Raw genomic sequence first — 21,834 nt, 5'->3', positions numbered from 1 at the left:
CTTCATGCCCGCACCGCACCCGCTGCTGCTCGTGGACGACGATGCCGCCTTCCGCAAGGTATACGGCGGCCTGCTGCGCGAGGCGGGCTACGAGGTGGTTGAGGCCGCGGACCGTCCCTCCGCCCGCGCCACCTTCGAGGCGCGCGACTTCCCGCTCGTCCTGCTGGACCTGATGCTCCCGCCCGACGGCAGCGTGTCCGCGGGGCTCGAAGGGCTCGCCGCGCTCCTGAGCGCCCGGCCCGGCACCAAGGTCATCGTCATCTCCGGGGCAGGGGACACGCGCCACACGCTGGAGGCCGTGCGCCTGGGCGCGTACGACTTCCTCACCAAGCCGGTGGACCCGGACGTGCTGCTCGTCGTCGTGCAGCGCGCCCTCGCGCGCGTGACGCTGGAGCGGCAGGTGGAGTCGCTGCGCACGTCCCTGGCGCGTGCCGGTGGAGACACCGCGCTCGTGGGACAGAGCCCGTCGTTCCTCGCCGCCGTCTCCATGGCCGAGCGCGTGGCCGCGAGCGACCTCCCCGTCCTCGTCACCGGGGAGAACGGCACCGGCAAGGAATTGCTCGCGCGCATGGTGCACCTCAAGAGCCGCCGCCACGCCGGCCCCTTCGTCCCCATCAACTGCGGCGCCCTGCCGGAGTCGCTGCTGGAGAGCGCGCTCTTCGGCCACGTGAAGGGCAGCTTCACCGGCGCGACGAAGGACCACCGGGGCCTCTTCGCGGAGGCCGACGGCGGCACGCTCTTCCTCGATGAATTGGGCGACATGACGCCGTCGCTCCAGGTCAAGGTGCTGCGCGCGCTGGAGACGGGCGACATCCTCCCGGTGGGCGCGGACCTGCCGGTGAAGGTGGACGTGCGGCTCATCTCCGCCACGCACCGGGACCTCGGCCGCATGCTCCAGGAGGGCGCCTTCCGCGAGGACCTCTACTGGCGCGTGAAGGGCGTGGAGATCCGCCTGCCCCCGCTGCGCGAGCGCGCGTCGGACCTGCCGCTGCTGGCGAAGCACTTCCTCAACCAGTGCGCCCACCTGTGCCCGGACGGACGCGCGCGGCTGCTCTCGGACGCGGCGGCCGAGGCGCTCGCGGCCCATGCATGGCCCGGCAACCTGCGCGAGCTGCGGCACGAGATGCAGCGCGCCACCGTGCTCGCCGGAGAGCGCCGCGAAATCCAGCCCGAGGACTTGTCCTTCACCGGCAGCGAGCGGCCCCGCGCCAGCGCGCCCGGCGCCCGCACGCTGGCGCAGAAGGTGGAGGCGCTGGAGCGGCGCGAAATCGAGGAGGCGCTGAAGCGCTGCGGCGGCAACCGCACGCACACGGCCGAGGCGCTCGGCCTGTCGCGCCAGGGCCTGCTCAAGAAGCTGGAGCGCTTCGGCCTGACGTGAGTCAGAAGAGGCGCGCGCCCAGCCCCATCTTCCCGGCCCATCCCAGCCGCGTCTCGCCCTCGCCGGGGCGCTCGCGGAACGTCTCGATTCCCACCTGTCCCGCCAACAGCACGGACAGGTTGGAGCCCAGGTACACCTCCACGCCGCCCCCGCCGAGCGCCTGGAAGCGCCGCGCCTTGTCCTCCGACAGGCCGATGTCCAGCGGCAGGTCCACCAGCCCCAGCAGCGCCACGGTGTCCGCCACGCGGTAGCTGGTCACCAGCCCCGGTGACACCCGCAGCAGCGCGCCGGAGTAGTTGTCCTCGTCCATGTACGTGGCCCCGGAGTTGAGGACGATTCCCAGCGCCAGCGTCGGCGCCAGCGACAGCGCGCCCTGCTCGTACACCTTGCGCCGCGCCGCCAGCTCGAAGGCCGCGGACAGCTGGAACCACTGCAGCTTCCCTCGCGCCTCCAACTCGAAGCCGGAGATGCCCTGGCGGAAGCCCACGCCCAACTCCGGCGCGCCCACGTAGCCGTAGAGCGCCGTGGTGCCGTCCGGAAGCGTCGCGGGCGCTATCACCGCGCCCAGTGGGTCCACTTCGCCTCCCTCGCTCCGCGCACCTTCGGAGGCTGTAACTCGCGGCCCCTCCTGAGCAAAACCTTTCAGGGAGGCCAGCAGCAGCGCGGACACGAGCAGTCGGAACGGAGTGGGGCGCGTCATGGCCGCGCACCCTACCTCGGGGACTCGCTGCCCGAAACCCAACGATTCCGGGGGCTTGTAGGGCAGTAGATGATCTGTCAGGCTTGCCGGGAAGAAATCGGAATCCATGGCTGCCGCGCTCTCAAAAGCTTTCACGCTTGTCGAAGCCGCCTCCGTGACGGGAAGGGGGACGCGCCGTCGCGCGTCACGCGGGCGCTCGCGCGTGCTGGTGGTGGACTCGGACGTGAATGCGCAGGCGCGGCTCGCGGCGGGGCTGGCCGAGGCGGGCTTCGAGGTGCTGCTGGTGGGCGGCGCCCACGCGGCGCTGGAGGCGCTGACGCAGGACGGCCGGCTCCCGCACCTCATCGTCTGCGAGGTGGAGTTGCCGGACGGCGACGGCTTCAGCTTCTGCGGCCAGGTCCGCGCGGACGCGCGCATGGCGCAGGTGCCGGTGGTGCTGCTCGCGCGGCGGCAGGAGGACTTCCACAAGGACCTCGCCGGCGGCGTGGGCGCGGATGACTACCTGCCGCAGCCGGTGCTGGTGCAGGACGTGGTGGCGCTCGCGCGGCTGAAGGCGGGCCGGCGCACGGGCGACGCGACGTACGAGTCGCACACCGCGCGGCTGCCGCTGGCGCACGTGGCGCGGGCGCTGCTCGCGGGCGTGCGCTCCGGCCGCGTGGTGCTCGCCGAGGGCGAGGGCTGGTTCGCCTTCCGCCACGGGCTGGTGGTGGACGCCGTCTTCCACGGCGAGCGCGGCAGCCTCGCCTTCCGCCGCATGCTGTGCTTCGGCAGCGGCGCGTACGCGGTGGCCTTCGGGCCGGAGCTCCACAAGGGCTCGTTCACCATGGACCGCGCGTACTTCTGCGAGACGGTGCTGCCGGGCCTGGAGCGCTTCGACGCGCTGCGCGCGCGCGGCCTGCCGCTGGCGTCGCGGCTGACGGTGGACTTCTCGCGGCTGGCGGAGGTGCTGTCCACGCTGCCCGAGGACGTGGGCGAGGTGGTGCGCCTCTTCGACGGCCGCCGCACGCTGCGCGCCATGCTGCTGGAGTGTTCCTTCCCGGAGGCCGTGGCCTACGAGGCCTCCACGCGGCTGTTCGCGCTCGGCGTGCTGGTGCCGGCCTGCCTCTTCGAGGAGCGCGAGCGCGCCCGCTGTGGCGCCACGGTGCCCGGCTTCTTCGAGCCCGCGCCCTCCGTGGAACCGGAAGTCCATCCGGCCGCCATCGCGGTGGACGCCGCGGCGCCGGACGCCTGCGAGGCCTCGCTGGACTTCGCGGTGGACGGGCCCTCCGAGCCGCTCACGCTGGTGGGCGGTGGGGCCCAGCCCCCGGTCATCCTCACGTTCCCCAAGAAGCCCACGCATACCGTGGGTGGAGCGGACGTGGGTGGCTCCGGCGCCATGCCGGACGACGCGGGCATGTGAAGGGTTTGACTCGGCGGGCCGGGGTGGGCGACAAGGCCCGCGAGAGGCCACACCCATGTCCGGTCACAATCGGTGGTCGAAGATAAAGCGCCAGAAGGCAGCCATGGGCGCGACCAAGGGGAAGCTGTACTCCAAGGTCATCAAGGAAATCACCGTCTCGGCGAGGCTCGGCGGTGGAGACCCGGCGGGCAATGCCCGGCTGCGCGTGGCGCTGGCCTTGGCCCGCGAGGCGAACATCCCCAAGGACACCATCGAGCGCGCCATCAAGAAGGGCACCGGCGAGCTCGAAGGGGCGAGCTACGAGGAGGTGACGTACGAGGGCTACGGCCCCGGCGGCGTCGCCATGCTCGTCGAGTGCCTCACCGACAACCGCAACCGCACCTCCGCGGACGTGCGCTCGATTTTCGGCCGCCACGGCGGCAACCTGGGCGCCGAGGGCGCGGTGGCCTGGATGTTCCAGAAGAAGGGCTCGATTACCGTCAAGCCGGGCCCCACCGAGGACGCGGTGATGGAGAAGGCCATCGACGCGGGCGCGGAGGACGTCCTCAACCAGGGCGCCGACGGCTTCGAGGTGCGCACCGCGCCGGTGGATTTGCACACGGTGGCCACGCGTCTGGAGTCCGCGGGGCTGGCGCTGGGCGAGCAGAAGTGGACGTACCTGCCGCAGAACACGGTGCAGGTGGAGGGCGACAACGCGCGCGCCCTGCTGAAGCTGATGGACGTGCTCGAGGACAACGACGACGTGCAGAACGTGTACGCGAACTTCGAGCTGGAAGACTCGGTGATGGATTCCCTGTCGCAGTAGCGGCGGCAGCAGAGGGAGAGGCAACGTGCGCGTGCTCGGCGTGGACCCCGGCAGCCGGTTCATGGGCTACGGCGTGGTGGAGGAGAAGCGGGGCCGGCTGGTGCATGTGGGCCACGGCGTCATCAAGGTGGACGAGTCCGCGCCACTGGCCTCGCGCCTGAAGGATTTGCACGCCGCGCTGACGGAGGCGCTGAAGCGCTACCTGCCGGACGCGGTGGCGGTGGAGGGGCTGTTCACCTTCCGCAACGCGCGCAGCGCGCTGGTGCTGGGCCATGCGCGCGGCGTGGCGCTGCTGGCGGCGGCGCAGGCGGGGCTGGAGGTGCACGAGTACGCGCCGGCCAAGGTGAAGAAGTCGGTGGGCGCGGGTGGCGCGGACGGCAAGGACGCGGTGGCGCGCATGGTGCGCACGTTCCTCTCGCTGGAGGCGTCGCGGTTCGAGCGCGCGGACGCCAGTGACGCGCTGGCGGTGGCGCTGTGCCACCTCAACCATGGCCGGGCGTCGGTGTCCGTGGCGGCCGCGGGGAAGAAGCGCAAGGGCGCGGCGGGGCTGTTGGCGGACCGGCTGACGCCCGCATATCGCAGACCGGAGGCGAGATGATTTCGCGGTTGCGCGGGACGGTGCTGGAGAAGGACCTGGAGGACGCCACCATCGACGTGGCCGGCGTGGGCTACCGGGTGAACTTCTCCACGCTGACGCTGGGGAAGCTGCCGGCGGACGGACAGCCGGTGGACGTGCGCGTGCGCACCGTGGTGCGCGAGGACGCCTTCGAGCTGTTCGGCTTCCTCACCAAGGCGGAGGAGGACCTCTTCCAGCTCCTCACCTCCGTCACGCGCGTGGGGCCCCGGTTGGCGCTCACCGTGCTGTCCGGCATGGAGGTGCCGGAGCTGGTGGCGGCGCTGTCTCGCGGCGAGGTGGCGCGGCTGGCGAAGATTCACGGCGTGGGGAAGAAGACCGCCGAGCGGCTCGTGCTGGAGATGAAGGACAAGGTGAAGAACATCCACCTGGAGGCGGTGGCCCGGGGCACGGCGCCCGCCGCCGCCAGCGGCACCCGCTCCGACCTCGTCTCCGCGCTCCTCAACCTCGGGTACAAGCAGCCCCAGGCGGAGAAGGCGGCGGAGGTGGCCTCCGAACGCCTGGGCGCGGAGGCCTCCTTCCAGGCCCTGTTCCGCGAGGCGCTCAAGGCGCTTCGCTCCGGAGGCTGATCCACGGACTACCGGAAGCCGGTGTGACGGCGGTGTGACCAGCAGCCGGGAGTTCCCAGCGCAAGCCGCCGAAGCTTCCTTCTCACAACAATCCGAATCGGTCCGCGGTCTGACGGACCCGGTGTCCTGCTGTCGCCACGGGTCGTCCGGGCTCGCGAGATGGCGGACAACCTGAGCCCTTTCCGACCCTGGTCTGAGTAGACTCTTACGACATGAGTATCAGTTTTCAGCTCCGCCGATGGTGCCCCCGCGCCATCGAGGACAAGGGGCTGCTCACATGAAGTCTTGGCGTGGCGTTCCGGTGCTGATGTTCGTGCTCTCCGGGTGGGTGGTGGCGTGTGGGCCGGTTCCCGAGGACACCGTGGAGGCGGAGGAAGCGCGGCTCGTCCGCGAGTCGGACGCTCCTGTCGACACGGTGACCGAGGCCGGGCTGGTCCCGGTGGGCCGTTGGGAAGTGTGCGAGGACGACGCGCAGCGGGTGTGGGACATCAACCCGCTGGGCAGCTCGAAGCCGGAGGGGCTGATCGCCGCCAACGGGCGGTTGCTCTTCGCGGCCACGGAGCCGGAGCACGGCCGCGAGCTGTGGATGAGCCAGGGGCCGGGGCGACCCACGACGCTGGTGAAGGACGTGAATCCCGACGGTGATTCGGTACCACGTCGGCTGACGTCGGCGGGCCGGTGGGCGTACTTCGTCGCGGACGATGGCGAGCACGGCGCGGAGCTGTGGCGCACCGACGGCACGGAGAAGGGGACGGCGCTGGTGAAGGACATCCGGCGGGGGAAGTCGAGCTCGGCGCCGGAGCAGCTCACGGTGGTGGACGGCACGCTCTACTTCACGGCCTACGAGGAGCTGCACGGCCGCGAGCTGTGGCGCACCGACGGGACGGAGCGGGGCACGTGGCTGGTGTACGACTTCGTGAAGGGGCCGCACCCTTCCGCGGACTGGCGGCTGGGGCTCGAGAAGCTGACGGCCTGGGGCGACGGGCTCGCGGTGGTGCTCTCTCGCGACGACGTCTACGAGGTGGTGCTCTGGAGCGTGGACCGGCGCGGGCAGGCCCGCCCGCTCTTCAAGATGGACCACGGTGAGTTCCTCGACCTGGAGGCCGCGGGCCGTCAGCTCTTCTTCACGGTGAACCCGGGCACGGACGAGACGGACCTGTGGGTGACGCGGGAGGTGCCGGACACGGCGACGTGGCTGCGGCACTTCGCGGGGCAGCCGCCGATGTCGCTCAAGGCCATGGGGGACGCGGTGTACTTCGCCGCGGGCGGCGAGGGGGAATGGGGCGACAGCGGAGACCCGAAGCACGGCAGCGAGCTGTGGACGAGCGACGGCACGGTGTGCGGCACGCGGATGGTGCGCGACATCGCGCCCGGCGCGCAGAGCGCCTTCATTCCGGGGCAGGACCCGTTCTTCACGGTGGTGGACCGAACGCTCTACTTCGCGGCGTCCGACGGAGCCGAGCCCGCCGGAGTGGCGCACGGCCGCGAGCTGTGGCGCAGCGACGGGACGCCGTGGGGCACGTGGATGGTGCGTGATCTGGAGCCCGGCGCGGGCGACAGCAGCCCGTCGTTCCTGAAGGCGGAGAGCGGCACGCTGTTCTTCTCCGCGACGACGTCCGGGCACGGGACGGAGACCTGGTACAGCGGCGGGCGGCCCTGGAACACGCGGCCGCTGGCGGACGTCGCGCAGGGGCTCGCGTCCTCGAACCCGAGGGACTTCGTGAGCTCGGGCTTCAACCTGTTCTTCTCCGCCACGGATGCCATGGGGGACCAGGAGCTCTGGTCCGTGCCGTTCCGTCCGGTGCTGGCCTGCGGGCTGAGCGCGTACTGAGACCTACGCCGCGCGCCGGGCCGCGGGCGTGGGGCGCACGTCGCCGAAGTTGGGCGCGGGCAGGACGATGGTGGGCGACAGCGCCGGCGCCATCAGGTGCGAGGTGAGCAGCGAGGACGGGTGGAAGTTGACGAACGCGCCCTCCACCGCGGACGTGCCGGCGAAGAGCTTCTCCACCACCATGGAGGAGTACTGGTCCAGCGAGTCCTCGCGCGTGTTGCCGTTGAGCACCACCTCCCAGCCCATGTGCTCCGCGTAGCGGCGCACGCCGGGGATGGCGGACTGCAGCGGCGTGTAGCACTCGGTGGCCACGCCGTTCTCGCTGACGACGAACACCTCGCGAGACGTGGCCACCGCCAGCGACATGTTCCCCTGCGTGTGCCCTGGCGTGCTGAGGATGGCCGCGCCCTGGCCCAGCCACACGTCGCCGTCCAGCAGCACCACGCGCTCCTGCGGAATCTCCGCGCCGCCCGCCACGAACCACACCGTCTGCATGGGGTGCAGGTCCTTCACCATCTCCCACTCGGCGCGCTGCACCAGCAGCCGCGCGCGCGGGAAGTACGCGGGCAGGCCGTCCCCGCCCAGCCAGCCGCGCAGGTCCTGGACGTGCAGGTGGTCGAAGGCGATGTAGTCCACGTCCGCGGGCGTCAGCCCCAGCGATGCGAGGTGGCTCTGCACCGTGCCGTGACGCGTGGACATCACCTTGTCGGACAGGAAGGCGCCGTAGCGCTCGCGCAGCGCGCGGAAGAAGGGCGCCGCCTGGCTCCGCTCGTAGTCGGACGGGTTGAAGAGCAGCGTGCGCCGCTCGCCCTCGCGGTCCACGAACTGCACCACCTGCATGCGGTTGGTCATCATCACGTACGGCGCCGGGGACAGCGCCGCGCCGCTGAAGGCGAACTGCGCTGGGTACGGGAAGGTGATGAGGTCGCACGTGGCCACCGCGGCCACCGGGCCTTCCTTCACGAAGACCTCACGCGCATCCAGCGCAGCGCGGCGCAGCTTCTGCAACTTCACGCCGGGCACCGACTCGGCGCGGGCGCCGGCGAGAGAGGGGAGGGGACGGAACACAGGGCTCGTGTGCATGGCGGTCACCACCGGGTCAGGTCGAAGACCGTCTTGACGGACCGGTACTTCGCGCGTGCCAGATTCGCCTCAATCGCCTCCTGGTAGCGAGCCAGGGGGAAGGTGTGCGTGACGAGAACGGAACAGTCCGGCCCTTCCTTCCGGGCCAGCAACTCCAACACCACGTCGAAGGTGTGCTTGCGCTCACCCCGGAAGCTCTCCGGGCCGTACACGTAGGAGCCGAGCAGCGTCAGCTCGTTGCGCCACACCGTCGTCCAATCCACCCGCTCCAGGATTCCCGCCGCGCCCACCAGCACCACCCTCCCCAGCGCGCGCGTGTAGCGCAGGGCGTCCTGTACCGAGGCCGCGCTGCCGATGCAGTCGATGGTCAGCTCGAAGCCGCCCGTCATCGCCGGGGGCCCCAGCACCGGGCGGTACACCTTCGCGCCCGTGCGCCGCGCGACCTCCTGGGCTTCGTCCGTGTCTCCGCGCACGCGGAAGGCATCGTCCGCGCCCAGCTGCTTCGCCAGCTCCAGCTGGTAGTCCTCCGCCGCCAGCAGCGTCACGTGGCAGCGGTGCCCCAGCGCGCGCAGCGCCCACAGCGTCGCGAAGGCCACCGGCCCTCCGCCGATGACGAGCACCCTGTCTTCGTCCCGGGGCGGCGCCTTCAGCACCGCGTGCAGGCTCACCGCCAGCGGCTCCACCAGCACGGCCGCCTTGTCGCTCACGCCCTCCGGCACCGGGTGGAGCTGCGACGGGTGCGCCACCATCTCCGTGCCCATGCCTCCCGGCAGCTCGCGCTGGTAGCCGAGCATCTGTCCGGCCGCCAGGCAGCCGTCCGCGGTGCGCTCGCAGCCGTTCTCCTGGCCGGACGCGCACGGCTTGCACGGCGGATGGATTCCGCGAAGCCGGCAGGGGAGCAGCGGGTCCACCACCACGCGCTGGCCCACGTCGATGCCGCGCGTCTCCGGCCCCAGCTCCGTCACCTCGGCGAGGATTTCGTGGCCCAGCACGGCGGGGAAGCTGTTGAAGGGCTCGAGCTGCGGGCTGGCCTTGAAGAAGAGCGTGGCCATGTCCGAGCCGCACAGGCCCGTGAGCAGCGGCTTGAGGCGCACCCACTCGGGGCCGGGCGGGGTGGGGCGGGGAAGCTCGCGCAGGGAGAGACAGCTCCCGGCCCCGTAGTGAAGCTTCGGGTACAGGCCGCCCAGGCCGCGGGCCACCATGTACTTCGGGATGGAGAGGTCGAAGACGAGGCCCTTCATTCGGTGGGTCGCTCCCTGGTTGCTCGGCCTGCGGCCGTTGCGACTCTAGCCCCGCCAGATGTGCGGCGACACGCCCCGCCTTCCTGTATAGGGTGCTGGATGGCCATGGCGAGGAAGTCCTCCGACACTCGGAAGTCCGAAGCACTCTCGGAAGAAATCATGCCCGACGAGGTCCAGGTCGAGACCTCCCTGCGTCCGCGCTCCTTCGACGAGTACGTGGGGCAGGGGCCCGTCGTCGAGAAGCTCAAGGTCTACGTGCAGGCGGCCCGCACCCGCGGCGACGCCCTGGACCACTGCCTCTTCTCCGGGCCCCCGGGCCTGGGCAAGACGTCCCTGGCGCACATCATCGCGAACGAGCTGGGCGTGGGCCTCCACGTCACCAGCGGCCCCGCCCTGGAGCGCAAGGGCGACCTGGCGGGCCTGCTCACCAACCTCAACGCGCGCGACGTCCTCTTCATCGACGAAATCCACCGCCTCAACGCCGCCGTGGAGGAGTACCTCTACCCGGCCATGGAGGACTTCCGGCTGGACATCACCATCGACACCGGGCCCGCCGCCCGGGCGATGAAGATTGATTTGCCGCCCTTCACCCTCATCGGCGCCACCACGCGCACGGGCCTGCTCACCTCTCCGCTGCGGGACAGGTTCCAGATTCAGGACCGGCTGGAGTACTACGACTCCGAGGCGCTGGAGCTCATCATCCACCGCTCCGCGCGCATCCTCGGCATCCCCATGGCGAAGGACGCCGCGCACGAAATCGCCACCCGCTCGCGCGGCACGCCCCGCATCACCAACCGCCTCCTGCGCCGCCTGCGCGACTTCGCGGAGGTGGAAGGCAACGGGAGAATCACCCTCGAGCTGGCGAAGAAGTCGTTGGACCGGCTGGGCGTGGACGCCAGCGGCCTGGACGCCATGGACCGGAAGATTTTGCTCACCATCATCGACAAGTTCGGCGGCGGCCCGGTGGGCGTGGAGACCATCGCCGCCAGCGTGGGCGAGCAGCGCGACACGATTGAGGACGTCTACGAGCCCTTCCTGATGCAGCAGGGCTTCCTCCAGCGCACCCCCCGGGGACGCACCGCGACGCATCGGGCCTATCAGTACTTCAAGAAGCAGCCACCGGCCACGCCCCAGGGCAACCTCTTCTGAGACTAAGCTGTTCCGCGCCATGAGCCAGGACACGCCTCCCGCCGCACCCGCCACCGGACGTGACTTCTACGCGGACCTGATGCGCGCGTCGCAGACGTCGCGCGCGGGCTTCCTCGCCGAGCGCGAGCGCTGGCTGCGCGGCGTGCCCGTGGAGGGCCGCGAGGAGCTGCTCTTCGAGTTCGAGATGCTCCTGCGCGCGGTGGAGCGCTACCTCAACCTCAACACCGTGGTGGACGCGCGCGACAGGCCGCTCGTCACGCGCGACTTCCACGAGGAGCTGGCGGACGTCCGCGACGCCATGGACCGCGCCATCCGCGTCGCGCGGCACCTCCAGGACCCGGACAGCGACCAGAAGATGGTCTTCCGCAAGTACGTGGAGACGCAGCTCGCGGACGACCGCATCCGGCGCGCCCTCATCGAGGAGGAGCTGGACCAGGAGACGCCCCCGGAGAGCCTCTTCGTCCTGCGCGAGGCCTTCGACGCGCTGAAGAACCTGCTGGACCACCTGCTCAAGCTGCCGGTGGCCAACCTCGGCCTCTTCCAGGACGTGGGCAAGCTGGCCCTGCGCGAAATCGTCCTCAACCGCTACTTCCGTCCCTTCCGCCCGTTGGAGTTCCGCGTCGAGTACGACCGGCTCCGCTCGGTGCGGCTGCTGGACACGCTGGCCACGCTGCCGGACGACCAGCGCACCCTCTTCGCCACCTGCTTCCTCGGCCTCTTCCGCCTCCTGCACTACCTGGCCTACGTGGACGCGGAGGGGCAGCCGCCATACCCGCGCCGCGTGCGCGTGCTGCTGGCGCTGGTGCGCAGCGAGGCCAACTCGCTGGCGTCGTGGATGCACGCGGAGCTGTCGCCCAAGGCGGGCTCCAAGTCGCTCCAGGCCGCCACGCTGCGCGCCGCGCGCGACATCGCCCGCGAGACGGAGCGCGTGGCCCGCGAGGTGCTCGTCAACCTGGACCGCGACGTGGAGGCCCCCGCGCGCGCCGCCGCCGCCTTCACCACGCTCCTGCGCACGCAGGTGGTGATTCTGGTGGAGACGCTCGCCCCCAACGGCGGCCTCGCGGACGGCGTCTTCGACGAGCTGATGAGCCCGCAGGACGCGGCGCTCCGCCTGCGCAAGGACCTCTGGGTCTACGCGCAGCTGTGCCGCACGGCGGAGACGCACCTGCGCAACGAGGACGTGCCCGCCGCCGAGCGCGCGCTGGACGCCCTCAAGGCCTTCCTCGAGTACTTCCACGCCGGCGGCTACCAGCTCCTGCGCTACGCGGACTACGACGCCTTCGACCGCTTCACCGCGCTGCTGGTGGAGCTGCCCTGGCCGCCGGAAGGCCCCGGCATCCGCGCCCGCCTCGCGGAGGATTTGCGCCGCTTCGTGCAGACGCTGGAGACCACCTTCCACGCCGTCAGCCGGCGCACCCTCCTGCAGGGCCGCGGCTTCGACCGGCAGGAGGCGGAGGCCCTCCGGGACCGCTTCCTCTCCGTGGCCGCCCGCTAGAGGGCAGGACACCGGCGCCCTACCTGCCGCCTCTCGCCACGTGTGCGCCCCTTGACGCGGGGGGCTCACGGAGGCGCGTTTGCGTCCAGCCCGTTCCTTGCGCTATGGACGCGGCCTGTTGCATGGAAGACACGCTGCGGCATGGCGGGGCAGGGGGTCGGTGGAACGAGGGTCCGGCTCTGACGAATCCCGGACATCGGTGTCGCGGTCTCAGTCGATTCCAGCAGGCTTCACTTCGGGGGGAGGGTGTCAGGCCGGAAGCAGCACCCACCACGACGCAGGCAAAAGGCGAGCGTATTCAAGGGGTTGAAGTAGTTTTCACCCCGAGTGCCACGGCCCCGGATGTCACGCAGCCGTGGCGTGCCGATTGCAGAATCAGCGCGTCGCGTCAGATCACTGATGAACGATTCCGGGGCCCTCCGGCGGGCCTTGGACACCGAAGTCCGGCAGCACGAGCAGCCACGAGGCGACACCGACATGCGACCGTCCTCCTACAACCAGCGCACCGTTTCCAAGACTGCCTCGCTCCAGGGCGTGGGGCTGCACTCGGGCGCCAAGGTGACGCTCACCCTGCGTCCCGCGCCTGTGGGTCACGGCATCGTCTTCGTGCGCACGGACCTGCCCCGGCCGGTGAGCATCCCCGCGCTGGCGGACTTCGTGGTGGACACGTCGCTGGCCACCACGCTCGGCCGTGACGGCGTGCGCGTGGGCACGGTGGAGCACTTCATGTCGGCGCTGGCCGGCCTGGGCATCGACAACGTGCGCGTGGAGCTGGACGGGCCGGAGGTGCCCATCATGGACGGCAGCGCGGCGCCCTTCGCCGCCCTCATCCAGGAGGCCGGCATCCGCGAGCTGGACGCGCCCAAGGAGCTGCTCGTCATCCGCAAGGCGGTGTCCGTGGTGGACGGTGACAAGCAGGCCTCGCTCACCCCGTCCAAGCAGTTCCGCATCAGCTGCACCATCGACTTCGAGCACCCCGTCATCCAGGGCCAGTCCTTCGACCTGGACTTCAGCGACCGGGACTTCTCGCGCGAAATCTCCCGCGCCCGCACCTTCGGCTTCCTGCGCGACGTGGAGAAGCTGAAGAAGCTGGGCCTTGCGCGCGGCGGCTCGCTGGAGAACGCCATCGTCGTGGACGAGGTCTCCATCCTCAACCCGGACGGCCTGCGCTTCCCGGACGAGTTCGTGCGTCACAAGATTCTGGACGCCATTGGCGACGTGTCCCTCTTCGGCCGCCCCGTCATCGGGCACATGACGGCGTACAAGACGGGCCACGCGCTCAACCACAAGCTGGTGCGCAAGGTCCTCTCCGACCCGAGCTGCTACGAAATCGTTCCGGCGCGCCGCCGCGAGCTGGAAGGGCTGGACCTGGGCTTCACCGGACTGGCCGGGGCGCTGGAGCTCGAGCCCCTCGTCGCCTGAAGCCATTTCCTTGCAGGTCCGGCTTACCTCGACTAGGACGCGGGCTTATGCTCAAGCCCACCCGTATCATCCTCGCCGCTCTCGTGGCGGCTTCCCTCACCGCCGGCTGTAACAAGGAGAAGGCTCCGGTCACCGCGCAGGGGCCGGCCTCCACGGCGCAGCAGGCCACCTCGGGTGAGCCCGCTCCGGACACTGTCATCGCCACCTTCGGCGACGGGCAGAAGATCACCTACAAGGAGCTCAACGAGAAGATCGCGGAGCCGCTCTCCAACCTGGAGAAGCAGAAGCACCAGCTGCGCAAGCGCGGCCTCGAGGGCATGGTGACCGAGAAGCTGGTCGATGCCGAGGCGAAGAAGCGCCAGATGACGCAGGAGCAGTACCTCAAGGCGGAAATTGACGACAAGGTTCCGGCCCCGCCCGAGGAGAAGATCAAGGAGGTCTTCGACGGCGCGAAGGGCCAGCTGCCGCCCGGCTCCACCTACGAGCAGATGAAGCCGCAGATCGTGGACTTCCTCACGCAGCAGCCGAAGCAGGAGCGCGCGCAGGCGTTGTTCGCGGAGCTGCGGAAGAACGCCAACGTGCAGATTACGCTCCCTGAGCCCCCGCGCCCGCCCGCCGAGCGCAAGCAGGTGGCCGCCACCGGCGCCGCCAAGGGTGCCAAGGAGGGCGCGCCCATCACCATCGTCGAGTTCAGCGACTTCCAGTGCCCGTTCTGCAGCCGCGCCAACGCGTCCGTGGACCAGGTCATGAAGGAGTACGGCGACAAGGTCCGCCTGGTGTTCCGTCACTTCCCGCTCGACTTCCACCAGCAGGCGCCGAAGGCCTCCGAGGCCGCGCTGTGCGCCGGGGACCAGGGCAAGTTCTGGGAGATGCACGACGCGCTGTTCGCCAACCAGCAGAAGCTGGGCGTGGAGGACCTGAAGAAGCACGCCGCGGACCTGAAGCTGGACACCGCGAAGTTCAACAAGTGCCTGGACTCGGGTGAGAAGGCCTCCGTCGTGCAGGCGGACCTGGCGGACGGCAAGAAGGCCGGCGTGACGGGCACCCCGGCGTTCTTCATCAACGGCATCCTCCTGTCGGGCGCGCAGCCCTTCGAGGAGTTCAAGAGCATCATCGACGAGGAGCTGAAGACCGCGCAGAAGTAGTCGCGCGCGTCGTCGGTCGTCGGGAGGCACGGGCGGTGGCAACGAAACCCAAGGCCACGCCCCGTGTCAGCGGAGAGCAGACGTCGCTCGATTTGGAGCGGCCGCTCTCCGCCGGCCTGTCTCCCTCCCGTCCTCTCGCGGCCCAGTTCCACGGGCCCGAGGGGATGGTCCTCCTCCAGGAGCCGTCCGGCTTCGCCGGCTTCCTCGCCGGCAGCCTCGGGACGCTCTCTGTCGAGGAGGTGTTCGCCCACGTCCTCTCCGGCATCCGCAGTGGCCTGCTGGCCGTGCAGCACGGCACGGTGCGCCGCACGGTGTCCTTCCGGGACGGGCAGGTGGTGTTCGCCACGTCCACGGAGCGCTGGGAGCGGCTGGGCGCGGTGCTGGTGCGGCTGGGCATGTTGACGCAGGTGCAGCTCACGCAGGCGCTGTCGCGCGTGACGCCGTCGCGGCGCATTGGCCAGGTGCTCACGTCCGAGGGCCTGGTGTCCGAGGCCAGCCTCTACGGCGCCATGACGTACGTGGTGCGAGAGGTGGTGCTCAGCCTCTTCGAATTGACGGAGGGCGGCTTCCTGTTCGTGGAAGGCCCCGCGCCCATGGCGGACGTGGTGAAGCTGCCGGAGCGCACGCGCGAGCTGGTGCTGACGGGCATCAAGCGCTCGGAGGAGGTGTCTCGCCTGCGCCGCCGCTTCCCGGAGGACATGCGCGTGGAGCCCGGGCCCGCGGGTGTGCCGTCCGGCGAGGAGCGCCTCTTCACGCGCCTGGGCACCGGTGCCACGCTGGCCGAGCTGCGCGCGGCCTACGAGGGCGGGGCCTACGCCTTCTTCACGTGGCTGGACGAGGCGGTGCGCGGCGGCCACCTGGTGGTGAAGCCCGCCGAGCCGCCTCCGGTGCCGGGCCCCTCCGTGGAGGGCATGGCCTGGGAGCTGCTGTCCGCCGAGGAGCGCTACAACCTCCTGCTGTTCCTCATCCACCGGGCGCTGCGCGACGCGGGCAAGGAGGTGGACCTCTTGAAGGGCTTCCTGGACGCGCCGCCCTCGGGGCTGGAGGACGCCTTCGCCGGGGTGACGCCGGGGCCGGACGGGCGGGTGGACGTGGCGCGGCTGCGCGCCAACCTCGCGGGGGGCGGTGATGAGGCCGTGGGCCGCGCCCTCACGCTGGAGGCGATGGACGCGATTGTCTCGTACGCGTTGTTTTCGGCGCGCAACGTGCTGCCTCCGGACGTGGCGGAGCGGTTGTCCAACACCTACCGCACACTCCAGGGGGGGCTGGCCTAGGGGGAGCCCCGTGTCCACGTTGGCGTCCACGGCCTTTGCGGCGGGGGACGAGCGACATGGGCGCGATGCGGAAGCTGGCGTGGGGACTGCTGGTGCTGAGCTCGGCCTGTGGCGGCTCGCGCGCGGCGGTGAAGGACTCCCGGAAGGAGGCCGTGGGCGAGGCGCGGGGCGTGGGCGGCTCGGGCAGCGCTGGCCACTCCACCACTCGCCGCTACGTGGACGAGGACCTGGGCTTCGAAATCATCCGGCCCACGGCGGACTGGCAGCTCGACGAGACGAACGAGCGCACTCCGGAGGGGCTCTCCATTCCCGTCATCCTCCGGCACAACACGTCCGGCGCGCAGGTGGTGCTGCAGGTGGCTCCGGCGGTGGCGACGCCCACGCAGTTCGCCGAGCGGCTGACGGAGGGACTGCGCCAGCAGCCCGGCTTCACCACCACGGACCCGGTGCCCATTCCGCTGTCGGAGAACGCGGTGGGCTTCAGCTTCTCCGTGGGGGACTCGGTGCTGGGCCGCGTCGCCGTGCGCGAGGGCCGGCCGGGCCGCGTGCTGATGATGCTGGCCACGTGGCCGGCGGAGGCGTCCGCGGACGTCACCCAGAACGTGGATGCCATCATCGAAGGCATCCGTCCGCTGCCCGGGCCCGGTGTGGCTCCGGCCACCATGCCCCAGGCGTCGCGCCGGTAGTCGCGCATTCCTGCCCGGGCGCCCGTGCTGGCGCACCCGGACTCCACAACCGTGTTACGAGCGCGCCGACTTGCGCGCGCCCTTGGCGGCCTTCGGAGCCTTCGCGGCGGGCGCTGCGGGGAGCTCGTAGGCGTCGGGGTTGGCCGCCTGCGTCTCCGTGCGCAGCCGCACCCACTCCACCAGCGTGCGCACGCCCACGCCCGTGCCGCCCTTGCTCAGGTAGCCGCGCTCCTTGGGGCTGTTGGACGGGCCGGCGATGTCCAGGTGCACCCACGGCGTGTCGCCGACGAACTCCTTGAGGAACAGCGCCGCGTTGATGGAGCCACCCCAGCGCTCGCCGGAGTTCTTCATGTCCGCCACCTCGGAGCGCAGCGCGTCCTTCTGCAGCTCGCTCACCGGCATGCGCCACATCTCCTCGCCCGCGGTGCGCGCGGCCTGGAGCACCTCGTTCACCGCGCCGTCGTGCTCGCCGAAGGCGCCGACGATGTAGTTGCCCAGCGCGATGACACACGCGCCCGTCAGCGTGGCCAGGTCGATGACGGCGGACGGCTTGTGCTCCACGGCCCAGGTGAGGATGTCCCCCAGCACGAGGCGGCCTTCCGCGTCGGTGTTGGTGATTTCCACCGTCTTGCCCAGGCGCGAGGTGAGGATGTCACCCGGCTTGTACGCGGTGCCGGACGGCATGTTCTCGCAGGCGCCGATGAAGGCGTGCACGGGGAAGGGCGGCTTGAGCGCGGCGATGACCTTCATCGCGCCCAGCACCGCGGCCGAGCCCGCCATGTCCGTCTTCATCTCCACCATGCCCTCGGTGGGCTTCAGCGACAGGCCGCCCGAGTCGAACGTAATCGCCTTGCCCACCAGCGCCAGCGGCGGGCGCTTCGCGTCGCGCGCGTTCTTCGGCGTGTAGACGACGTGGATGAGGCGCGGCTCCTCGGCGCTCCCGGCGGTGACGCCCAGGAACATGCCCATGTCGAGCTTCTCGATGTCCTTGCGCCCGCCGATGGTGACCTGCAGGCCGCCTTCCTTCGCCGCCTGCCGCGCGGCCTCGGCCAGCACCGTCGGCGTCACCGCGTTGGGGGGCTCATTGACGAGGTCTCGCGCCCAGTTGGTGGCCTCGGCCACGCGCCTGCCGAGCGCCAGCGCTTCGTCCAGGCCCTTCGACTTCTCGGTGCCGTCGGGCAGCACCAGGGCGACCTTGGCCACCCGGGCGGGGTTCTTCTCCTCGCGGGCGGAGGACTTGTACTTGTCGAACTTGTAGGCGCCCAGCCCCAGGCCCTCCACCACCGCGCGCACGGCGTTCTCCGCCGAGTCCGTGGCCGGCAGCGCGAAGGCCACCGAGCCCACCTTCAGCCGCAGCGCCGTCTTCACCGCACGGCCGGCGGCCAGGCGCAGCACCTCGGGGTTGAAGCGGGCGCGGTTGCCCAGGCCCAGGAGCAGCACGCGCTCCGCGGTGGCGCGGCCATGCGTGTGCATGAGGAAGGACTGCTCTGCCTTGGCCTTGAAGCCCTCCTGGGCGGCGGCGCCGCGCAGGCGTCCCTCCAGGGAGGAGTCGGCCGCGGCCAGCGAGGACGGGGCGGTGTCTCCCAGCTCTCCCTCGAAGAGGGCAATGACGAGCAACTCGCCGCTCGCCTTCGTTGCGTCGCCGGAGACGAAGCTGAAATTCATGGGCCGATGAGCTCCTGAACGGATGGAAGGGGATACTGGAGGTCGCGGACTGTAACGCCCGCCCTGTCGAGCGCAAAGCGCTCGATTTCATTCGAGCATTGCAATGCTTTCGGCCACTGGATAACCGTGTGGGGCATGCCCACGTTGCTGATGCATCTGACCGCCATCGAACGGATGTCCGCCAATCCCGGCGACCTGCCGGCGGACTGGGTGCGCGCGCTCGCGGAGGACCTTCCGTATGCGCGCTTCGGCGCGGCGTTGCCGGACCTGCCGCTGTGTGAAGGCGTGCGAGGGGGACTGTCCGCCTTCCTGCCGGAGCGGGAGGCGCCTCCCTGGGCCCGCCTGTACCACGAGCGCGCGCCGGTGGGCTTCGGCCTGAAGATGGCGGAGCTCGTGGCCGCCGGTGCGCTGGTGGGCAACGAGGCGGGGCTCGCGCTCCTGGCGGGCTACTTCACGCACCTGTGCCTGGACCGGCGGCTGTACCCGGTGGTGGACCGGCTGGTGGCCCGCCACCGCCGCCGCGGCGAGCAGGCGCGCGACGCCCACCACGACATCGAGTGGGCGCAGACGCTCTTCTACCTGCGTGAGCTGCACGGCGTGGAGTTGCTCGGCACGCCGCGCATCCGCGAGAAGTGTCAGGTGGTGAAGAGCCCGGGCTTCCCGTGGCGGGGCATCGGCCGCGGCATCTACGAGCTGGTGCGCCTGTCCTCGCAGGAGCGCGTGGGCCAGGCGCCGTCCAAGGCGGACGTGGACGGTTGGGTGCGCGGGCTGTACGTCTCCGGTCTCTTCCTCTCCAGCCCCATGGGGCGCATGCGCTCGCTGCCCGCGTACAAGCACCTGTCCTTCCAGGAGCTGTACCGCAACGACTCCTTCGACTTCGCCTCGGAGGTGGAGGGCGCGCTGGAGTCGGCGCGTGGAGTGTTGCGCAGGTTGCACGTCTACATGGCACGGGGCACCTTCACGCCTCGCACGCGCGCGCGTTTCCTCGAGGTGCTGCCCGAGGGCACACTCGGCGCGTGTGCCGCGTAGCGTCCATGAACGCTGGCTGACAACACACAGTTCCTCGCGCGCAGGGCAGGCATCCTGGCGAGCATTTTCCCCATGGGGGAATGCCGCTGTCCGAACCGGAGAACCGCTCCTATCCTCGTGGAGGAATGACGGTCCTACTCCTCATGGTGGCGGGCGGCCTCGCGGGCTCTCTCGGGGCGATGCTTGGCATTGGAGGAGGCATCGTCCTCGTCCCAGGGCTGGTGTTGCTCTTCGGCATTCCTCTCGAGGAGGCGGTGCCGGCGAGCCTCATGTGCGTGGTGGCCAACTCGTGCGCGGCGGCCGCGGGCTACGTGCACAACCACCTCAGCGACATCCGCCTCGGCCTCACGCTGGAGCTGGCCACGGTGCTGGGCGCCGTCAGCGGCGGGCTCGTCGCGGCGATGGTGGCCCCGGCGATGGTGGCCGTGGTGTTCGGCTTGTTCACCCTCTACGTGTCCCTGCAGATGCTGCTGCTGCGCTCGCCACGGCGGGAGCCCGCGACGCTGGATGACTACACCCCGGTGAACTACCCGCTGGGCATCTCCGGCTCGTTCATCGCGGGCGGGTTGTCCTCGCTGCTGGGCGTTGGCGGCGGGCCGCTGAAGGTGCCGCTGATGAGCTACGGCATGCGCGTGCCGTTCAAGGTGGCCAGTGCCACCAGCAACATGATGGTGGGCGTGACGGGCGCCGCGAGCGTCGCCGCCTATGCGCTGCGTGGCCACTTGAAGCTGGCGCTGGTCTCCCCATTGGTGGTGGGCGTCTTGTGCGGCGCGTACGTGGGCAGCCGGCTGATGCCGAAGGTGCCCACCGCGGTGCTCAAGAAGCTCTTCGCACTGGTTCTGCTGGTGGTGGCGGGACAGATGTTGTGGAAGGGAGGGGCGGGACTGTGGCCGAGCATGGTGAAGTGAGCGAGCCGGAATCAGCCGGAGCAGAAGGGCCGGTGGTGTCCGCGGTGCTGGCGGACGCGCATGTCGCCCACAACGTGGTGGTCCCCACGGCGCAGGCGGAAGGCCTCGCGCCGGAGGTGGATGCGGAGCCCGTGACACAACCCGGGCTCGATACGGTCCCGGAGACGCGCACGCGTCGCCGGGACCTGGCCGTGGCGGGGGACCGGTGGATTGCCCGCGTGCTGCGCGGCGGCGCGGTGCTCAGCGGCGGCATGTTCGTGGTGTCGCTGGGACTGGAGGCCCTGCCGCGCTCGGAAGACGTGCACGTCACCATCGACCTCTTGCGCAAGGGCGCGGCGTCGCTGCTGCTGGTGACGCCGGTGGCGCGCCTCGCGGTGGCGGGCACGTTGCTCGGCCTCAAGGGTGAGTGGCGCTACACCGTCATCGCCGCGGGCGTGCTGGGCCTGCTGGCCATCGCCGTGGGCGCGGGCATCCAGGCCTGACGTGACTCGAAGCAGGCGAAGCGCTCTTCCCGGAAACAGGGGAGGAGCGCTGTTTCGTTTCAGACGCCGCGAGCGGTGAAGTGGGCCAGCACGTTGCGGACCTTGGCGACCTCGTCCGCGCGGCCCTGCTCCTCGTAGAGCGGCAGCACCGCCTCGAACTGCGCGCGGGCGGCGGCATAGTCCTGCTGATAGTAGCAGGACAGGCCGAGGTCCCACCGGGCGCGGGCCTCGTACACGTGGTCGTGCAGCTCCTCGTAGAGCTCCACCGCGCGCAGCAGGTGGGGGCGGGCGCCGTCATGGTTGCCGAGGAGTCCCTCGGACTCACCGAGCAGCAGGTGGCCCTGCGCGAGCGCCTCCGGGTCCTCGCCCTGCTCCAGCAGGGGAATGGCCTCCAGGAAGCGCTTGCGGGCGGGCTCGTACTCGCCCTTCTCCATGCGGATGTCGCCGATGTCGAGCAGCAGCCGGGCGATGCGATCGGGGTTGCGCGTCTGGCGCAGGAGGATGAGCGCCTCCTGGTACTTCTCCTCGGCGGCCTCGGGCTGGCCCATGGAGCGCAGGGACTCGCCGATGCAGGCGCGGGCCAGGGACTCGCCCTCGCGGTCCTTCGCCTCGTTGAAGAGCATGGCGGCCTTGGCGATGTGCTCCACCGCGCCGCGGTGATCCTCGAAGTGCGCCTTCACGATTCCCAGGCCGAGCAGCGCCTGCGCCTGGCCGGGCTTGTACTTCGCCTGCTGGAAGAGGCCGAGCGCCTCCTGGTAGCACTCGCGGCTCGCGGCGTGGTCCTCCAGGAGGCCGTGCAGCTCCGCCAGGTTCACCAGCCCCTGGCCCACCTCGGTGGGCGAGCCGGTGATGCGCAGCGAGGCCAGCGCGTTCTTCTGCTTCTGGAGGGCGTCGAGGATGTGGGCGCGTTGGGATTCGTCGGTCGGGTGCATGCGGGCC

At 70.7% G+C, this 21,834-nt stretch carries 20 protein-coding genes; 15 read left to right on the top strand and 5 right to left on the bottom strand.

The annotated features are described in order from the left end of the window. Positions 1 to 4 precede the first annotated feature (4 nt). Positions 5 to 1,378, top strand: coding sequence for a sigma-54-dependent transcriptional regulator (locus tag ACVTJA_RS36085; protein ID WP_465826657.1), 1,374 nt, complete (start codon positions 5 to 7; stop codon positions 1,376 to 1,378). Position 1,379: 1 nt separating this feature from the next. Here the strand turns inward: ACVTJA_RS36085 and ACVTJA_RS36080 are convergent, their stop codons facing one another. Continuing rightward, complete coding sequence (locus ACVTJA_RS36080) at positions 1,380 to 1,955, bottom strand: hypothetical protein (RefSeq protein ID WP_465826655.1); 576 nt, start codon at positions 1,953 to 1,955, stop codon at positions 1,380 to 1,382. A gap of 277 nt (positions 1,956 to 2,232) precedes the next feature. Between ACVTJA_RS36080 and ACVTJA_RS36075 the strand changes: the two genes are divergently transcribed. From ACVTJA_RS36075 to ACVTJA_RS36055, 5 genes are all read left to right on the top strand, one after another. After that, positions 2,233 to 3,477: a response regulator gene (locus tag ACVTJA_RS36075; RefSeq protein WP_465826653.1), complete on the top strand. Its 1,245-nt coding sequence runs from the start codon at positions 2,233 to 2,235 to the stop codon at positions 3,475 to 3,477. A 55-nt stretch (positions 3,478 to 3,532) separates the two neighbouring features. Then, complete coding sequence (locus ACVTJA_RS36070) at positions 3,533 to 4,282, top strand: YebC/PmpR family DNA-binding transcriptional regulator (RefSeq protein WP_465826650.1); 750 nt, start codon at positions 3,533 to 3,535, stop codon at positions 4,280 to 4,282. A gap of 25 nt (positions 4,283 to 4,307) precedes the next feature. After that, positions 4,308 to 4,880 (top strand): crossover junction endodeoxyribonuclease RuvC, encoded by a 573-nt coding sequence (gene ruvC / locus ACVTJA_RS36065; RefSeq protein ID WP_465826648.1) that lies wholly within the window; start codon positions 4,308 to 4,310, stop codon positions 4,878 to 4,880. Next, positions 4,877 to 5,485 carry a Holliday junction branch migration protein RuvA gene (gene ruvA / locus ACVTJA_RS36060; protein WP_465826647.1) on the top strand — a complete coding sequence of 203 codons (609 nt, stop codon included), beginning with the start codon at positions 4,877 to 4,879 and terminating at the stop codon, positions 5,483 to 5,485. Before ruvC ends, ruvA begins: the two co-directional genes overlap by 4 nt. 277 nt (positions 5,486 to 5,762) lie before the next feature. Further along, positions 5,763 to 7,316, top strand: a complete 1,554-nt coding sequence (locus tag ACVTJA_RS36055) for an ELWxxDGT repeat protein (protein ID WP_465826646.1) — start codon at positions 5,763 to 5,765, stop codon at positions 7,314 to 7,316. Between the two features lie 3 nt (positions 7,317 to 7,319). On the opposite strand, the gene ACVTJA_RS36050 is transcribed toward ACVTJA_RS36055, so the two are convergent. Both ACVTJA_RS36050 and ACVTJA_RS36045 read right to left on the bottom strand, forming a co-directional pair. Beyond that, a complete protein-coding gene (locus tag ACVTJA_RS36050; protein WP_465826645.1) occupies positions 7,320 to 8,399 on the bottom strand; it encodes an MBL fold metallo-hydrolase in 1,080 nt (359 codons plus the stop codon). Between the two features lie 5 nt (positions 8,400 to 8,404). Next, a complete protein-coding gene (locus ACVTJA_RS36045; RefSeq protein WP_465826642.1) occupies positions 8,405 to 9,640 on the bottom strand; it encodes a zinc-dependent alcohol dehydrogenase in 1,236 nt (411 codons plus the stop codon). A gap of 159 nt (positions 9,641 to 9,799) precedes the next feature. Here ACVTJA_RS36045 and ruvB point away from each other — a divergent pair, with 159 nt between their 5' ends. From ruvB to ACVTJA_RS36015, 6 genes are all read left to right on the top strand, one after another. Beyond that, positions 9,800 to 10,789 (top strand): Holliday junction branch migration DNA helicase RuvB, encoded by a 990-nt coding sequence (gene ruvB / locus ACVTJA_RS36040; RefSeq protein ID WP_465826638.1) that lies wholly within the window; start codon positions 9,800 to 9,802, stop codon positions 10,787 to 10,789. Positions 10,790 to 10,808: 19 nt separating this feature from the next. Next, a complete protein-coding gene (locus tag ACVTJA_RS36035) occupies positions 10,809 to 12,284 on the top strand; it encodes a hypothetical protein (RefSeq protein ID WP_465826635.1) in 1,476 nt (491 codons plus the stop codon). Positions 12,285 to 12,761: 477 nt separating this feature from the next. Then, on the top strand, positions 12,762 to 13,706 hold the full coding sequence (gene lpxC, locus ACVTJA_RS36030) for a UDP-3-O-acyl-N-acetylglucosamine deacetylase (RefSeq protein ID WP_465826632.1): 945 nt from the start codon (positions 12,762 to 12,764) through the stop codon (positions 13,704 to 13,706). Positions 13,707 to 13,753: 47 nt separating this feature from the next. Then, complete coding sequence (locus tag ACVTJA_RS36025; protein WP_465826628.1) at positions 13,754 to 14,851, top strand: thioredoxin domain-containing protein; 1,098 nt, start codon at positions 13,754 to 13,756, stop codon at positions 14,849 to 14,851. 35 nt (positions 14,852 to 14,886) lie between these two features. Then, a complete protein-coding gene (locus tag ACVTJA_RS36020; protein WP_465826625.1) occupies positions 14,887 to 16,125 on the top strand; it encodes a DUF4388 domain-containing protein in 1,239 nt (412 codons plus the stop codon). Between the two features lie 56 nt (positions 16,126 to 16,181). Then, positions 16,182 to 16,811 carry a hypothetical protein gene (locus ACVTJA_RS36015; RefSeq protein WP_465826623.1) on the top strand — a complete coding sequence of 210 codons (630 nt, stop codon included), beginning with the start codon at positions 16,182 to 16,184 and terminating at the stop codon, positions 16,809 to 16,811. A gap of 54 nt (positions 16,812 to 16,865) precedes the next feature. On the opposite strand, the gene ACVTJA_RS36010 is transcribed toward ACVTJA_RS36015, so the two are convergent. Continuing rightward, positions 16,866 to 18,476, bottom strand: coding sequence for a leucyl aminopeptidase (locus tag ACVTJA_RS36010; protein WP_465826620.1), 1,611 nt, complete (start codon positions 18,474 to 18,476; stop codon positions 16,866 to 16,868). Between the two features lie 135 nt (positions 18,477 to 18,611). Between ACVTJA_RS36010 and ACVTJA_RS36005 the strand changes: the two genes are divergently transcribed. The 3 genes from ACVTJA_RS36005 to ACVTJA_RS35995 all read left to right on the top strand — a co-directional run bounded on the left by ACVTJA_RS36005 (position 18,612) and on the right by ACVTJA_RS35995 (position 20,895). Then, on the top strand, positions 18,612 to 19,505 hold the full coding sequence (locus ACVTJA_RS36005; protein ID WP_465826617.1) for a hypothetical protein: 894 nt from the start codon (positions 18,612 to 18,614) through the stop codon (positions 19,503 to 19,505). 125 nt (positions 19,506 to 19,630) lie between these two features. Next, positions 19,631 to 20,413, top strand: a complete 783-nt coding sequence (locus ACVTJA_RS36000; protein ID WP_465826615.1) for a sulfite exporter TauE/SafE family protein — start codon at positions 19,631 to 19,633, stop codon at positions 20,411 to 20,413. 35 nt (positions 20,414 to 20,448) lie between these two features. Beyond that, the gene (locus tag ACVTJA_RS35995) at positions 20,449 to 20,895 is read left to right on the top strand and encodes a hypothetical protein (RefSeq protein WP_465826612.1); all 447 of its coding nucleotides are present in this window, start codon (positions 20,449 to 20,451) and stop codon (positions 20,893 to 20,895) included. Between the two features lie 59 nt (positions 20,896 to 20,954). Here ACVTJA_RS35995 and ACVTJA_RS35990 read toward each other — a convergent pair whose 3' ends face one another. Further along, on the bottom strand, positions 20,955 to 21,827 hold the full coding sequence (locus ACVTJA_RS35990) for a tetratricopeptide repeat protein (protein WP_465826608.1): 873 nt from the start codon (positions 21,825 to 21,827) through the stop codon (positions 20,955 to 20,957). Positions 21,828 to 21,834: the final 7 nt, after the last annotated feature.

The sequence above is a fragment of the Pyxidicoccus sp. M6 genome, assembly GCF_055568925.1.
Note: the sequence above shows the minus strand (reverse complement) of the source record. Positions and strands in the feature narration are given on the sequence as shown.

Excerpts from the sequence above, each read along its gene's own strand:
- ACVTJA_RS36085 (WP_465826657.1), top strand. The coding sequence starts at position 5 with ATGCCCGCACCGCACCCGCTGCTGCTCGTGGACGACGATGCCGCCTTC.
- ACVTJA_RS36070 (WP_465826650.1), top strand. The coding sequence starts at position 3,533 with ATGTCCGGTCACAATCGGTGGTCGAAGATAAAGCGCCAGAAGGCAGCC.
- ruvA (WP_465826647.1), top strand. The coding sequence starts at position 4,877 with ATGATTTCGCGGTTGCGCGGGACGGTGCTGGAGAAGGACCTGGAGGAC.
- ACVTJA_RS36055 (WP_465826646.1), top strand. The coding sequence starts at position 5,763 with ATGAAGTCTTGGCGTGGCGTTCCGGTGCTGATGTTCGTGCTCTCCGGG.
- ACVTJA_RS36050 (WP_465826645.1), bottom strand. The coding sequence starts at position 8,399 with ATGCACACGAGCCCTGTGTTCCGTCCCCTCCCCTCTCTCGCCGGCGCC.
- ACVTJA_RS36045 (WP_465826642.1), bottom strand. The coding sequence starts at position 9,640 with ATGAAGGGCCTCGTCTTCGACCTCTCCATCCCGAAGTACATGGTGGCC.
- ruvB (WP_465826638.1), top strand. The coding sequence starts at position 9,800 with ATGCCCGACGAGGTCCAGGTCGAGACCTCCCTGCGTCCGCGCTCCTTC.
- ACVTJA_RS36035 (WP_465826635.1), top strand. The coding sequence starts at position 10,809 with ATGAGCCAGGACACGCCTCCCGCCGCACCCGCCACCGGACGTGACTTC.
- lpxC (WP_465826632.1), top strand. The coding sequence starts at position 12,762 with ATGCGACCGTCCTCCTACAACCAGCGCACCGTTTCCAAGACTGCCTCG.
- ACVTJA_RS36025 (WP_465826628.1), top strand. The coding sequence starts at position 13,754 with ATGCTCAAGCCCACCCGTATCATCCTCGCCGCTCTCGTGGCGGCTTCC.
- ACVTJA_RS36015 (WP_465826623.1), top strand. The coding sequence starts at position 16,182 with ATGGGCGCGATGCGGAAGCTGGCGTGGGGACTGCTGGTGCTGAGCTCG.
- ACVTJA_RS36010 (WP_465826620.1), bottom strand. The coding sequence starts at position 18,476 with ATGAATTTCAGCTTCGTCTCCGGCGACGCAACGAAGGCGAGCGGCGAG.
- ACVTJA_RS36005 (WP_465826617.1), top strand. The coding sequence starts at position 18,612 with ATGCCCACGTTGCTGATGCATCTGACCGCCATCGAACGGATGTCCGCC.
- ACVTJA_RS36000 (WP_465826615.1), top strand. The coding sequence starts at position 19,631 with ATGACGGTCCTACTCCTCATGGTGGCGGGCGGCCTCGCGGGCTCTCTC.
- ACVTJA_RS35990 (WP_465826608.1), bottom strand. The coding sequence starts at position 21,827 with ATGCACCCGACCGACGAATCCCAACGCGCCCACATCCTCGACGCCCTC.